We start from the raw sequence: 13,980 nt of genomic DNA, 5'->3' as shown, positions 1-13,980 counted from the left end.
GTACACTAGTTAATATTTTTGGCAATAGGAGGAGACGGATTCATATGTCACATGAAAAAACACGCTATAAAGCTGTGATTGCAGATCAAACATATACCATTATCGGGCAAGAGTCAAAACAGCATATGGATATGGTCACGAAACTAATCAATGAACAATTAGCTGAATTAAAAGAATTGTCCCCTCAATTAGACAATGAACAAGCAGCTATTTTATTAGCAGTCAATGCATTTTCAGATCAATTGAAAAGACAGGAAAAAAATCTGAAATTGATCAAAGAAGTCACTGAACTGAAACAAAAAATGGTCAGATACACAGAAATGGAGAATCGCATCAAACGAATCGAAGCAATTGAAAATGAAGCACGAGAAGTATTAAAAGAAAGTGGAAGCGACCATGAGATCAAAAATCATGTGGAAGCTCAACAGATTTTAAACGAAAAAAGAAAAGATCAAATCAAACAAAGATCTTCGAACTGATATAATAAGTATTATATAGAAGAGAAAGGAAGAATGTATGCTTAGTCTTTTGATTTTATTTATTTTGCTGATTGCATTTTTTTCTGGGGCAAGTCGCGGCTTTGCGTTACAAGCCATCTATCTGATTGGCTATTTTGTATCGTTTCTAGTAGCGCAAACCTATTACAAAACCTTAGCCAGTCATCTGCAATTATTTATTCCTTATCCTGCGGTAACAGCTAATTCTAACTTAGTTTTTTTTGATCAAGCGTTTTCGTTCAAATTAGATGAAGCTTTTTATGCAGGTGTGGCGTTCTTGATCATTTTATTTGTCGGTTGGCTGATTACACGATTCATCGGGGTTTTCGCGCACGGATTGACGTTCATTCCAGTACTCAAACAATTGGATTGGGTGGCAGGAGGAGTCTTGTCCGTCATCATTACCTATATTTCGTTGTTTTTAGTTTTGCGTTTGCTGACGTTTATTCCAGTAGGATTTATCCAAAATCAATTCAGCGGCAATAACCTGGCGACATTTATGGTCGAGCGAACACCGATTTTAGCAAATAGGATCTATGATCTATGGGTGACACAAGTGATCAATTAAGTAAGAGATTATTTCTTGTCAATGACAGAGGCTATGAAGGTGTCGGTTAGTCTTGTAGACTGCTTAGCCCTCTGCCTCTTTTTTAGTGAAAGTAAGGTGAAAAAAATGAATAAACGTATCCTTGAAACATTAGAGTTTGAAAAAGTAAAACAACAAGTGCGACAGTTCGTGATCACAGCACAAGGGCAAGAAGAATTAGCTCAACTTGTGCCAGTGAATGAAGAAGAAACGATCAGATACTGGTTAAACGAAACGGAGGATGGTCTAAAAGTCCAACGCCTACGTGGCGGTATCCCGATCCCTAAATTAGAAAATATTCGCCCCCATATGAAACGAATCGAGATCGGTGCTGATCTGAATGGGCTTGAACTCGCACAAGTGTCACGCGTTCTTTCTACCACTAGCGAATTACGTCGTTTCATTGATGATCTAGCAGATAGCGAAATCGAGTTTGAACGTCTTTATTTTTGGTCCGATCAATTAGTTGCGATTCCTTCACTAAGTCGTCGCTTGAAAGAAGCAATCGACGATGATGGCCGGGTGACAGACGATGCGTCTCCTGAGTTGAAGACGATCCGCCAAAATATCCGGAGAAGTGAACAAGCGGTCAGAGAACAACTAGATGGGATCGTCCGTGGAAAAAATGCCAAATACCTGAGCGATGCCATCATCACGATGCGAAATGATCGCTATGTTATTCCAGTAAAACAAGAATATCGTGGTGTCTTTGGTGGTGTCGTCCACGACCAAAGTTCTTCGGGTCAAACATTATTCGTCGAGCCAAAACAAGTCGTTGAATTGAATAATCGTTTGCGCCAGTACCAAATCGCGGAACGCAATGAGATCCAACGAATTTTAAGTGAATTATCAGCAGAGTTAGTCCCTCATCGTCAAGAGATCCTCCACAATGCATTTGTCATCGGTAAAATGGATTTGATGAATGCGAAAGCACGTTTTGGGAAAGAATTGAAGGCGATCGTGCCAACGATCAGCACAGAAAACATTGTTGATTTGAAGCAAGCTAGACACCCGTTGATTGATCAAGAGAAAGTTGTGCCAAACGATATCTCGATTGGGGAAAACTATCAAGCCATCGTCATTACTGGGCCGAATACTGGTGGGAAAACAATCACCTTGAAAACACTCGGCTTATTGCAACTGATGGGGCAAGCAGGTTTACCGATCCCAGCGGATGAAGAGAGCCAAATCGGGATCTTTGAAGATATTTTTGCAGATATCGGGGATGAACAATCGATCGAACAGAGTTTATCGACTTTCTCCTCACATATGACGAACACTGTGGATATCCTTTCAAAAGTCAATGAAAAAAGTTTAGTTTTATTTGACGAACTAGGTGCGGGAACTGATCCGCAAGAAGGTGCGGCTTTGGCGATCGCTATTTTAGATGATCTTGGAAAGAAATCAGCATACGTGATGGCAACGACTCACTATCCTGAATTGAAAGTCTATGGCTACAATCGTTCAAATACCATCAATGCAAGTATGGAGTTCAATGTGGATACCCTTAGCCCGACTTACCGTCTGTTGATCGGTGTACCGGGTAGAAGTAATGCATTTGAGATTTCAAGTCGTCTAGGGTTAGACAACCAAGTCATCGATGAAGCAAAGCAATTGATGAATGATGAAAGTCAAGACTTGAACGAAATGATCACTGACTTAGAAAATCGTCGAAAAATGGCAGAAACAGAATATTTAGAAATGCGTCATTATGTCGATGAAGCGCAACGCCTTTACAATGATTTGAAAGAAGCATACAGTTACTTCTTTGAAGAACGTGAACAAGAAATGGCAAAAGCAAAACAAAAAGCCAATGCACTCGTTTCTGAAGCAGAAGAGAATGCAGAAAAAATCATCGCAGATATTCGCAATTTACAAAAACAAGTAGGACAAGGGACAGTGAAGGAGCATCAATTGATCGATGCAAAATCACAGTTGGCAAACTTGCATCAAGAAGAACAACTGAAGAAAAATAAAGTCTTGAAAAAAGCGAAAGAACAGAAAACGTTAAAACCAGGTGATGAAGTGTTAGTCACGACGTATGGGCAACGTGGTACGTTATTACGTAAAAATGGCAACCAGTGGCAAGTGGAGATCGGTATCTTAAAGATGAATGTCTATGAAAGCGAATTGACACCGATCGCGCCACAAAAAGAACCACAACAACGAGTGATCCATACTGTTCGCTCAGATGCCAATTCAGCGGTCTCTAACCAACTTGATCTTCGTGGGAAACGCTATGAAGAAGCACTGAATGAAGTCGATCTATATTTAGATGCGGCAATCTTAGCTGGCTATGCTCAAGTAACGATCGTCCATGGAAAAGGGACAGGAGCATTAAGAACAGGAATCACCGATTATTTGAAAAATCATCGCAGTGTGAAGAGCTTTGATTTTGCGCCAGGAAACCAAGGTGGTAATGGTGCGACGATTGTTAAATTTAAATAAAACTTACTAAAGGTAAGCAAATAGCTCGTATCTCAACATCAATAGTGCTATACTAAGAATAGACTAATAAATGGAGGTCTTTGATATGGCTCAAGTAATTACAGATGCAACATTCAACGAAGAAACAGATAAAGGATTAGTTTTGATCGACTTTTGGGCAACTTGGTGTGGACCTTGTCGAATGCAAGCGCCAATTCTAGACCAACTAGAAGAAGAATACGATGAAGATGAATTCAGAATCGTGAAGATGGATGTTGATGAAAATCCTGAAACGCCTCAACAATTCGGGATCATGAGTATTCCAACATTACTTTTGAAAAAAGACGGCGAAGTAGTCGAAAAAGCGATCGGTGTCCAATCAAAAGAGCAATTACGTCAAATGATTGCCCAACACTTATAAGATAAGTAACCACTAAATCAGACTGAGACAACAATCATATGGATTGCTGTCTCGGTTTTTTTGCGACTTAAAAACCATCTAAAGGGCTGGGGCTGTGAAATACAAAAAGTAGATCAAGCGAGCTAGAAGTAACTTTTTTGAAAAAATTGGGAAGAGAAACAAAGTTTTACAGAACAGATTTTTAAAAAACATTCTTATTTCTCTTCCCTTGATACTTCTCTTCCAACCTCTGTTATAATAGCGATATCGGAAATGTAAAGGAGCAGTCATCATGAATGAACGAATAAAAAATAAATTGGCATTACTACCTGATCAGCCTGGCTGCTATTTGATGAAAGACAAAAACGGCACGATCATTTATGTAGGAAAAGCCAAGGTCTTGAAAAATCGTGTGCGTTCCTATTTTACGGGAAGTCATAACACGAAAACCGAGCGATTAGTCAGTGAGATCGAGGATTTTGAATATATCGTCACAGAATCTAATATCGAAGCTTTACTTTTAGAAATCAATTTGATCAAAAAGAATGATCCTAAGTACAACATTATGCTAAAGGATGATAAAACATATCCTTTTTTAAAAATCACGAATGAAAAATATCCACGGTTAGTGATTACTCGGAAGGTCTTAAAAGATAAAGCTTTTTACTTCGGACCTTATCCCGACGTTGGTGCAGCGAATGAAACGAAAAAGATTTTAGATCGTTTATTTCCGTTGCGAAAATGCAAACCCAGTCAGACAAAGGAACCTTGTCTTTACTATCATTTAGGTCAGTGTTTATGTCCTTATTATTTTGATGTAGATCCAGCGGAATATACCAGCATCGTGAATGAAGTCAAACGCTTTTTGAATGGCGGTTATGAAACAATCGAAGCTGAGATCCATGAGAAAATGAATAAAGCGGCAGAAAATATGGAATTTGAAAAAGCAGCAGAATACCGAGATCAAATCAGAGCGATCGAAACGATCATGACAAGACAAAAAATGACGAATACCGATTTGATTGATCGCGATGTCTTTGGCTATGCGATTGACAAAGGGTGGATGTGTGTCCAAGTATTCTTTGTACGTCAAGGAAAGTTGATTGAACGAGATGTATCGATCATTCCTTTTTATAATGAAGCTGAAGAAGATTTCTTAACGTACATCGGTCAATTTTATCAAGAAAATGAACACTTCATTCCAAAAGAAGTCGTGATTCCTGATACGATCGATCAGCCAAGTGTGGAAGCATTGTTAGCGACTAAGGTCATCCAACCAAAACGTGGTGAAAAGAAAAAATTAGTGGAGCTAGCCAATAAAAATGCAAGAGTCGCATTGAACGAACGCTTTGATTTAATTGCTAGAAAACAAGAACGAACGATTGGTGCCATCGAACGTCTAGGTAATGCTATGAACATTCCAGCACCTATCCGCATCGAATCGTTTGATAACTCCAATATTATGGGGACTGATCCAGTTGCCGCCATGGTCGTATTTATCGACGGAAAACCAGCAAAAAAAGAGTATCGAAAATATAAAATAAAAACGGTTGTCGGACCAGACGACTATGCCTCCATGCGAGAAGTGATCTACCGTCGTTACGCTCGGGTGATACGAGAAGAACTTCCTTTACCTGATCTTATTTTGATCGATGGTGGGAAAGGTCAAGTGGATGTAGCAAAAGATGTTCTCGAAAATCAATTAGGAATCGACATTCCAGTAGCTGGGATGGCTAAAAACGACAAACATAAAACAAATGAATTATTGTTTGGAAATGAATTGGAAGTCGTACCCCTTGAAAGAAATTCGCCGGAGTTCTTTTTATTGCAACGTATCCAAGATGAAGTCCATCGGTTTGCAATCACATTTCACCGCCAACTGCGTAGTAAGAATAGTTTTGCTTCGCGCTTGGATGAAATTGAAGGATTAGGTCCAAAACGGAAAAAAATGTTGTTAAAAGAGTTCAAATCGTTAAAAAACATCACCGCAGCATCGATCGAAGAATTACAAGAGATTGGTCTACCGAAAAACGTGGCACAAAATGTATTCAATAAACTGCATGAAAGTTGAAAAAAATTTGAATTGAGGGCGCTTTACAAAAACTGTAAAGTGTCCTATCATTTTCATATGTACAATAAAAAACAATAACAATAGTTTTTGTTTCGCAATTATTTTTTTGTTGTCACGTAATGGATATAGAAGTTTAGGATAAAGGAGTGGAAAAATGTTAGAAGTAAAGGATTTAGTAAAGACGTTTGGCAGTTATACAGCTGTTGATCACGTTTCTTTTCAAATACCTGACGGGAAAATCATGGGATTGATTGGGCAAAATGGTGCAGGGAAGACAACGACTTTTCGGTTGATTTTAGATTTTTTGACGCAAGATCAAGGAGAAGTGTTATGGAATGGTCATCACTTGAGTGAAAAAGATTACGATATCATTGGGTATTTACCTGAAGAAAGAGGGCTTTATCCCAAAGTCTCAATTCAAGAACAGTTGATCTATTTTGCTGAATTGCGTGGGAAAACCAAAAAAGAGATTGAACCGAAGATCGACTTTTGGATGGAGAAATTCCAAGTAAAAGGAAAGAAAACAGATAAAGTAAAGTCCTTATCAAAAGGGAATCAGCAAAAAGTCCAACTGATTGCAACACTGATCCACGAACCTAAGCTGATCATTTTAGATGAACCCTTCAGTGGCTTAGACCCAGTCAATGCAGAGTTACTGAAAGATGGGATCATTGAGTTGAAGAAGAATGGCTCATGTGTCATTTTCTCCAGTCATAACATGGACAATGTTGAGAAGATTTGTGACCATTTGATCATGTTGCGTAATGGCGAGATGGTGTTAGATGGAAAAGTCCACGAGATTCGTGAAGCGTTTGGACGGACAAAGCTGTTTTTGGAATCTGGCTTGTCGCAACAAGAAATTGAAGAAATCGAAGGCGTTCAAAAAGTGGTTCTTCGTGAAGATCAATCGTTGGAGATCACGCTAGATCATCCAGATGTCGGAAAAGAGATCTTTACTCGGGCAACACAGTTTGGTTATATCCCGATGTTCAACCAACAACCACCTACTTTAGAGGAAATCTTCAAGATGAAAGCAGGTGAGCTACATGCGTAAGTTTTGGATCATCACCAAAGATGTGTATTTGAAAAATGTGAAATCGATTTCGTTTATTATTATGATCCTTGTACCATTTGTCTTGATGGGTGTTATCTATTTGGCAGGGAATTTTGCGCAACAAAATAGCGAAACCGATAAAATCGGTGTGATTGCTGAAGATCAACAAATCACTGATTATTTGAGTCAATCAGACATGGGGGATTTCCACTTTGAAGCTTTCTCATCAGAAGATGAAGCAAAAAGTGAGTTATCTGATGAAAAAATCGATGCTTATATGGTCGTCACAACAGATAATGGCGAAGTAACTGGAGAATTATTCAGTGAAAACTCATTAGGCCAAGCTACGCAGCTGTTGATCCAACAGCAGTTGACGGGCTTACAATCGATGATGCGGGCAAGTAGTTTAGGGATCTCTCCAGAAGAAGTGGCGGCTTTAAGTCAACCGGCGTCATTCTCAAGACAAAAAGTCAGCTTCGATGCAAATGGCGAAATGACAATTGGAGAAGATAACTCAGCGGTTCAATATGCAATTAGTTATGTGGCTACGATCATTTTATTTATTATCATTTTGACGTATGCACAAATCATCGCACAAGAGATTGCTTCAGAAAAAGGCACAAGAATCATGGAAGTGATTTTATCTAGTACCACGGCTCAAAAACATTTTTATGGTAAACTGACCGGTGTACTATTAGTAGCCGTCACTCAAATGGCTTTATACGGCATCATCTTTGCTGTAGGGTTCAACCAGTTCAAAGATATGGAGATCGTCAAAAATGTACTAGATGGGATTTCTCTCGATAGTATTTTCGGTCCATTCTTATGGTATTCTCTACTATTCATGTTCTTTGGAATCTTGATCTATGCTGTCTTAGCGGCATTATGTGGCTCATTAGTCAACAAAGCCGAAGATACAGCAAAAGCGATCCTACCAGTGACTTATCTTTCTTTAGGTGGATATATGCTCGGCTTGATCCTTGGCGCATCTGATCCTAATAACATCGTGATTCGCATCACGTCATATATTCCATTTTTATCTTCTTATATCATGCCGATCCGTTTAGCAAATGAAACGGTTGAAATAAGTGGCGCATTGATTTCTCTAGTCGTGTTAGTGATCATCACGTTTGTATTGATGTTCCTATCTGCAAATATGTATAAGTCAAACGTTCTTGTATACAGTGAAGGTGGTATTTGGACTTCATTGAAACAATCGATTTCGATCATGAAGAATGAACGGAAAAAGAAATAAAGCGTAAAGCTGTGACAAGTAGTGTTCAGCTAAAATAAGACGAGGCATCTGAAAATTTTAATAATTTTCGGATGCCTCTTTTTTTATGAAGAAGTTAACTTTGCCATACCGATCATCTAAAGTTAAGGAGAATGCTGGGGCTAGTATCTCGGACGCTTCTTTTAAGTATCTTTGACGGTATCTCATATACCTATTTATGGTTTTGTTTACTGTATTTGTTGAAATAAGTTGATATGTATCCTATAATTTTAGGTATACCAATTTTGGAGGCGTTTGGATGGATCAATATTTAGAGTTATTGTCAGAAAAATTCCCAACAAAAGAAGAAGTCATTACGGAGATCATCAATTTAGAAGCGATCTTGCAACTACCCAAAGGAACTGAATTATTTTTAAGTGATATTCATGGTGAGTTTCCCGCGTTTGATCACATTTTAAGAAATGGTTCAGGGAATCTGCGCGAGAAAATCAAAGATTTGTTTCAAGATTGTTTGAGTGAAGAGGAAATGAAACGATTAACGATTTTTGTTGCTTATCCAGAGTACGCACTAGCGACTGACTGGTATGAAAATGAAGACAAAGCGACATTGATCCATCAGTTGATCGAGTTATTGCGATTCACTTCTATCAAGTATACAAGGTCAAAAGTAAGAAAAGGATTGCCTAAAGAATATAGTTATATTATTGAAGAATTACTGTACATCGATGATCGTGTGCAAGGAAAAAAATCTTATGTGCGTAAAATCGTTGATCAGCTGATCGAGATGAATGAAGAAGAACGCTTTTTAAAAAAATTAGCCCGTACGATTCAGCGAATGGTGATCGATCATGTCCATGTAGTCGGAGATATCTTTGATCGGGGGACACAAGCTGCTAAAGTGATGGATCGCCTGATGGAACTTCCTTCGACTGATATCCAATGGGGAAATCATGATATTTTGTGGTTGGGTGCTTATTGTGGCTCTGAAACTTGTTTATTGACCTTGTTGCGTATCGCTGCGCGGTATAATTATTTGTTTGAATTAGAAAAAGAATATGCGCTAAATCTTCGTCCTTTATGTTCGTTTGCGACAGACACGTACCAGACGAATCCGTTGTTTACGCCTAAAAATATGCAAGACTCGACGGAACGTGAAAGAGAAGAAATGGAGAAGATCCATCAAGCGCTTGCGATCATGCAATTCAAGTTAGAATCGCAACTGTTAGAACGACGTCCAGAATTTGAGATGGCCGATCGAGATTTACTCATGAGCATCGATTACGAAAAGAATCATTTACGATTAGATGATAAAGAATACACGATCCATCATCCTTGTTTCCAGACGATCGCTGTGGAGCAGCCAAATCGCTTGACGGAAGAAGAGCGACAAGTGATTGATACCCTGATGTATTCTTTTCAGCATTCGCTTCGTATGCAAAAGCATATGGCTTTCCTTTTAGAAAAGGGAAGAATGTACCTAGTCACGAATCAGAGTGTGCTATTCCATGGATGTATGCCAGTAGATGAGAATGGGGAGTTTCTAACTTTTAAATTAGGAAAGGAGACTTATCAGGGGAAACGTTTGATGGCTTTCTTCGAGGAACAGATTCGTGAAAGTGCCCGATCACCGAGAGAAAAAGAAGATTTGGCGACTGATTTGATCTGGTATGCTTGGAGCGGTCCGTATTCTCCGCTGTTTGGTAAAAGCAAGATGGCGACGTTTGAGCGTTATTATTTAGCAGAAAAAGAAACACATGTAGAAGTCAGTAATCCCTATTATCGGTTACGAGATACTGAGTGGTTGAGTCAAAAAGTCCGGCGTGAATTTGGCGTTTCTCTTGTTGGTTCAGTGATCATCAATGGACACACCCCTGTCAAAGTAAAAAAAGGAGAGTCGCCGATCAAAGCCGATGGGACGGTCTTCGTGATCGATGGCGGATTATCCAAAGCATATCAACAAACGACAGGAATTGCTGGCTACTCATTGCTATGTAACTCTTATGGGTTTCAAATCGTGACGCATTATCCTTTTTTAGGGATCGAAGAACAATTTGAAACGGCGAATGGTTTAGCAGAAGTCAAAAAAGTCATTGATCAACAACTGCCACGAAAATTAAATCGAGACACCACAAAAGGAAATGACTTACAACGTCAGATCCAACAACTAAAAAAATTACTTGAATATCGCAAGAGTTAATGAATGATTGAGATTTGTTGCAGGAATTAAATGAAACGCCCAACTAGTCGAAACAACATGTTTCTTCTAGTTGGGCGTTTTATCTATTTTGTGTCGATCACAACGATTGAACAAAATAATCGAATAATTTTTGATCCAATGGATTTTTTTGGTGAATCAGTTCAGGGTGCCATTGTACACCAAGTATTCGTTGCTCTGCTTCATTGCTTTCAACAGCCTCGACTAATCCATCAGGCGAATACGCCGTTGCTTTCAGTGTGGGCGCGAGATCTCTTATTGCTTGGTGATGATAAGAATTCACAAAGTAAGAAGTAGGAAGTAACTCATGAAGCAAACTATCTGGTTCCACTGTGATCTCATGGGTCGCAAATTGTGGAGGAGTGGGTTGCTGTTCATGTTTTACTGACCAATTCGGATACAACGTCAAATCTTGATAAAGATTGCCGCCTAAAGCGACATTCAATAATTGCATCCCGCGACATACGGCTAAGATTGGTTTGTTCTGCTTCAAGGCTTCGTTGATCAACGCCTGCTCGAACAAATCCCGATCCAGATTCGTTTCTGTCAGTTTAGGGTGAGGCGCTTCATTATAAAGTGAAGGACTAACATCCTGTCCACCGGCAAGAAGTATTTTGTCGACCATCTGGATATAATCGCTAGCAGTCTCTGGGGAAGAAATAGGTATAAGTACCGGTAAGCCCCCTGCTTGCTTCACTGCATTAACAAAGCCTTGGGGAGTGTAAGTGACTTGATTCCCTTGGAAAGTTTCTGTTGCTCGTAATAACTGATTAGCCACGATACCGATTTTTTGTTGCATACATTTTCCTCCATTCATTCACTAGTATTATTTTAGCAATACTTTAGAAAAAATAAAAACATTTGTTTTATAAAACGTACGTGATTATATAATAGGAAAGAAGATTATCTAAACTTGCACATTTACTATCGGTAATAGCCTTTTTGAGGAAGAAACCTTATCAGATAGTTGAAATTTCCCCTCGTTTTGTTATAATTGTAGGTAAGAAATAAATAAAAAAGGTTGGGCGCAAGCTTCAAGGATCTGGTTCTTCAAGGGGTGAGAAGAACATGTTTTTGAAAGTGCCTAGCTTATCTAAAGTTATCTTTTAGAGGTACATACTTTCAATGAAAAAAGAAAGAATGTACCTCTTTTTTTTAGAGGAAGGATGTGGGAAATGTGCTAGAAGCCTTAGAAAAAATCAAACAAGCTGAAAAAGCAAATGAACAAACCATGCAAAAGCTTCAGCAAGAGCTAAAAGATTACCAACAAATCAAAGAAGCAGAATTGAATCAACTTCGTGCGGATCAAAAACAACGATTAGAACAGTTGCTTGAAGAAAAAAAACAAGCAGAACAGCAACAAGCGGCTGCTGAAAAAAATAAATTGAACGAAGATGCCAGACGGTTGCAATCCATTGTGCAAGAACAATATGAGAAGCAACGAAAGCAAGCGGTTGATGCGATCATTGAAAGGGTGAAAGAAACTTATGGCCGTCACTAAGATGGAAAAAGTCACTCTTATTTCCGATAAACGTAACCAAGAGGCATTGCTGAAAACGATCCAAGGGATCCAAAACGTCGAGATCCGCGATCTTTTTCAAGAAAAGACAAATAATGAATGGGTCGATACTTATTTTCCTAAGGCCACGATTTTTGAAAAAGAACCGGTCCTCAATGCACTCTCTAGCCGTATCATGCAAACCAGAGAAGCTGTTCAATTCATTGATCACCATGGAGACAAGCAACAAAAAAAGCAACATCTCAAACGAAGAGAATTGTCTTTGGAAGAGCTAGAAGCGGATTATTCGGAAGAAGATTTTACGAAGAGATTAACTGAAGTACTGGATTTGAAAAAACAATGGGAAACACTGTCAGAAAAACGAGAACAACTGTCAGAGCAAGAAGAATGGTTGACGCACTGGTCAAACTTAGACTTCACACCTCAAAATTTTAGTAGTCGGCAAACAACCGTCGTGATGGGAACGATCAGCGTTGCGAATGCAACAGAGTTTAGAGAAGAATTAGCAAAAGTCCCAGAAGTCTATGTGGAAGAAATCAGCGAAACCGATCATTTCGTCTACTTGACGTATGTTGTACTAAAAACAGTAGCAGTTGCTGTGGAAGAGATCGCTACTCGTTATGGCTTTGTGAAAGAAACTTATCCTTATGAACGCTCGCCTAAAGAACAATTACAGCAAGTCAAACAAGAGTTGCAAGCGTGCGATGAAGCACAAAAAAAATTAGCGATCAAAATCGGTCGTTGCAGTAGCTACATCCAAGAGTTGGAATGGGCGGAGGAGATTTTACTAGCAATGGTAGAACGCGAAGCGGTGAAAGATCGATTTGTCATGGCGCCTTACTTGATCGTCGTCCAAGGCTGGGTCGGAGAAGAAGAAAAACAAGAACTGATCCAATTGGTAGAAGCGACATTATCAGCGGATGAAGTCTATCTTAGCTTTGAAGAGCCGACAGAAGAAGAGATCGATCAAGAAGTCCCAACGAAATTAAAAAATCATCCAATCGTGGCACCATTTGAGCTGCTGACGGAAATGTACAGTTTGCCCAAATACCATGAAATCGATCCTACCCCATGGATGACGCCTTTTTACCTCGTCTTTTTTGGGATGATGGTGGCTGACATCGGTTATGGACTACTTATGTTATTGGGTGCGATCATTGCTCAAAAATTACTGGTATTGCCACGAGGCATGCAACGGTTTGTTAAGTTTTTCGAGATCCTAGCGATTCCGTCGATCATTTGGGGATTTATTTACAGTTCGTTTTTCGGACAAGCACTACCAACCGAAATCGCTGGCATTCATTTGCCATTTCCACTGCTGTCGACGACTGAAGATGTGAATACGATCTTGATCTTATCTGTCATCTTTGGATTTATTCAAATCCTAGTCGGGTTGTTTCTGGCAGCAAAAGAACATATCAAGCGCAAAGATTATCTAGATGCGGTCAATGACGGGTTCGCATGGCAAGGAATCTTAGTCGGGCTTGTTCTAGTACTGATCGGCAGTATGCTTGTCAAAAATACCGCATTTGTGTATCTAGGTGCAGGACTGGCGATTTTTTCAGCGCTGTGTATTTTGTTTATTCCGATTTTTCAATCTTCTTCAAAAGTCAAAGGCGCCGCAAAAGGTGCGTACAATTTGTATGGGTTGACTGGTTATATCGGTGATCTAGTGAGTTATACACGTTTGATGGCACTCGGGATCTCTGGAGGGAGCATCGGCGCAGCTTTCAACATGTTGGTTGCTTTTATGCCGCCAGCAGCTCGTTTCAGTGTAGGGATCTTATTGATCATTGCCTTACATGCGTTGAATATGTTCTTAACCTTGCTGAGTGCTTACGTGCATGGGGCAAGATTGCAGTATGTCGAATTTTTCGGCAAGTTTTATACCGGAGGCGGACGAGCCTTCGATCCACTGAAAACAGCGGAAAAATATGTCAATATCAATCATAAGAAAAAATAGAAAAAAGTTGGAGG

General features: G+C 39.4%; 11 protein-coding genes and 1 other annotated feature. Of the genes, 10 read left to right on the top strand and 1 reads right to left on the bottom strand.

Annotation, left to right across the window (positions count from 1 at the left end; genetic code table 11):
• The first annotated feature begins 44 nt into the window (after positions 1–44).
• The 8 genes from zapA (at position 45) to DOK79_RS00830 (ending at position 10,466) form a co-directional block, all read left to right on the top strand.
• A complete protein-coding gene (gene zapA, locus DOK79_RS00865; RefSeq protein ID WP_206853476.1) occupies positions 45–479 on the top strand; it encodes a cell division protein ZapA in 435 nt (144 codons plus the stop codon).
• 37 nt (positions 480–516) lie between these two features.
• Positions 517–1,065: a CvpA family protein gene (locus tag DOK79_RS00860; RefSeq protein ID WP_206853478.1), complete on the top strand. Its 549-nt coding sequence runs from the start codon at positions 517–519 to the stop codon at positions 1,063–1,065.
• A gap of 105 nt (positions 1,066–1,170) precedes the next feature.
• On the top strand, positions 1,171–3,531 hold the full coding sequence (locus DOK79_RS00855; RefSeq protein WP_206853480.1) for an endonuclease MutS2: 2,361 nt from the start codon (positions 1,171–1,173) through the stop codon (positions 3,529–3,531).
• An 85-nt stretch (positions 3,532–3,616) separates the two neighbouring features.
• Positions 3,617–3,931, top strand: coding sequence for a thioredoxin (gene trxA / locus DOK79_RS00850; RefSeq protein ID WP_206853482.1), 315 nt, complete (start codon positions 3,617–3,619; stop codon positions 3,929–3,931).
• Between the two features lie 271 nt (positions 3,932–4,202).
• Positions 4,203–5,981 carry an excinuclease ABC subunit UvrC gene (gene uvrC / locus DOK79_RS00845; protein WP_206853484.1) on the top strand — a complete coding sequence of 593 codons (1,779 nt, stop codon included), beginning with the start codon at positions 4,203–4,205 and terminating at the stop codon, positions 5,979–5,981.
• A gap of 154 nt (positions 5,982–6,135) precedes the next feature.
• Positions 6,136–7,035 (top strand): ABC transporter ATP-binding protein, encoded by a 900-nt coding sequence (locus DOK79_RS00840; protein ID WP_206853486.1) that lies wholly within the window; start codon positions 6,136–6,138, stop codon positions 7,033–7,035.
• A complete protein-coding gene (locus tag DOK79_RS00835) occupies positions 7,028–8,290 on the top strand; it encodes an ABC transporter permease (RefSeq protein ID WP_206853488.1) in 1,263 nt (420 codons plus the stop codon). Before DOK79_RS00840 ends, DOK79_RS00835 begins: the two co-directional genes overlap by 8 nt.
• 277 nt (positions 8,291–8,567) lie before the next feature.
• On the top strand, positions 8,568–10,466 hold the full coding sequence (locus tag DOK79_RS00830) for a fructose-1,6-bisphosphatase (RefSeq protein ID WP_206853490.1): 1,899 nt from the start codon (positions 8,568–8,570) through the stop codon (positions 10,464–10,466).
• Positions 10,467–10,563: 97 nt separating this feature from the next.
• Here DOK79_RS00830 and DOK79_RS00825 read toward each other — a convergent pair whose 3' ends face one another.
• Positions 10,564–11,283 (bottom strand): gamma-glutamyl-gamma-aminobutyrate hydrolase family protein, encoded by a 720-nt coding sequence (locus DOK79_RS00825; protein ID WP_206853492.1) that lies wholly within the window; start codon positions 11,281–11,283, stop codon positions 10,564–10,566.
• Between the two features lie 220 nt (positions 11,284–11,503).
• Positions 11,504–11,551 (top strand) — a sequence feature (sodium ion sensor (DUF1646 type); this cis-regulatory element may regulate processes involved in with the transportation of sodium ions).
• A gap of 101 nt (positions 11,552–11,652) precedes the next feature.
• On the opposite strand from DOK79_RS00825, the gene DOK79_RS00820 reads away from it, so the two are divergent.
• Positions 11,653–11,985, top strand: a complete 333-nt coding sequence (locus DOK79_RS00820; protein WP_339092624.1) for a hypothetical protein — start codon at positions 11,653–11,655, stop codon at positions 11,983–11,985.
• Complete coding sequence (locus DOK79_RS00815; RefSeq protein WP_242542364.1) at positions 11,972–13,966, top strand: V-type ATP synthase subunit I; 1,995 nt, start codon at positions 11,972–11,974, stop codon at positions 13,964–13,966. Before DOK79_RS00820 ends, DOK79_RS00815 begins: the two co-directional genes overlap by 14 nt.
• Positions 13,967–13,980: the final 14 nt, after the last annotated feature.

Source organism: Enterococcus sp. DIV1094 (genome assembly GCF_017316305.2).
Taxonomy (GTDB): Bacteria; Bacillota; Bacilli; order Lactobacillales; family Enterococcaceae; genus Enterococcus_B; species Enterococcus_B mangumiae.
The sequence above is the reverse complement of the archived record's forward strand: the minus strand, read 5'-3'. Positions and strand labels throughout refer to the sequence as shown.

Coding starts and splice junctions, on each gene's coding strand:
- zapA (WP_206853476.1), top strand. CDS start 45: ATGTCACATGAAAAAACACGCTATAAAGCTGTGATTGCAGATCAAACA.
- DOK79_RS00835 (WP_206853488.1), top strand. CDS start 7,028: ATGCGTAAGTTTTGGATCATCACCAAAGATGTGTATTTGAAAAATGTG.
- DOK79_RS00840 (WP_206853486.1), top strand. CDS start 6,136: ATGTTAGAAGTAAAGGATTTAGTAAAGACGTTTGGCAGTTATACAGCT.
- DOK79_RS00855 (WP_206853480.1), top strand. CDS start 1,171: ATGAATAAACGTATCCTTGAAACATTAGAGTTTGAAAAAGTAAAACAA.
- uvrC (WP_206853484.1), top strand. CDS start 4,203: ATGAATGAACGAATAAAAAATAAATTGGCATTACTACCTGATCAGCCT.
- DOK79_RS00860 (WP_206853478.1), top strand. CDS start 517: ATGCTTAGTCTTTTGATTTTATTTATTTTGCTGATTGCATTTTTTTCT.
- DOK79_RS00815 (WP_242542364.1), top strand. CDS start 11,972: ATGGCCGTCACTAAGATGGAAAAAGTCACTCTTATTTCCGATAAACGT.
- trxA (WP_206853482.1), top strand. CDS start 3,617: ATGGCTCAAGTAATTACAGATGCAACATTCAACGAAGAAACAGATAAA.
- DOK79_RS00830 (WP_206853490.1), top strand. CDS start 8,568: ATGGATCAATATTTAGAGTTATTGTCAGAAAAATTCCCAACAAAAGAA.
- DOK79_RS00825 (WP_206853492.1), bottom strand. CDS start 11,283: ATGCAACAAAAAATCGGTATCGTGGCTAATCAGTTATTACGAGCAACA.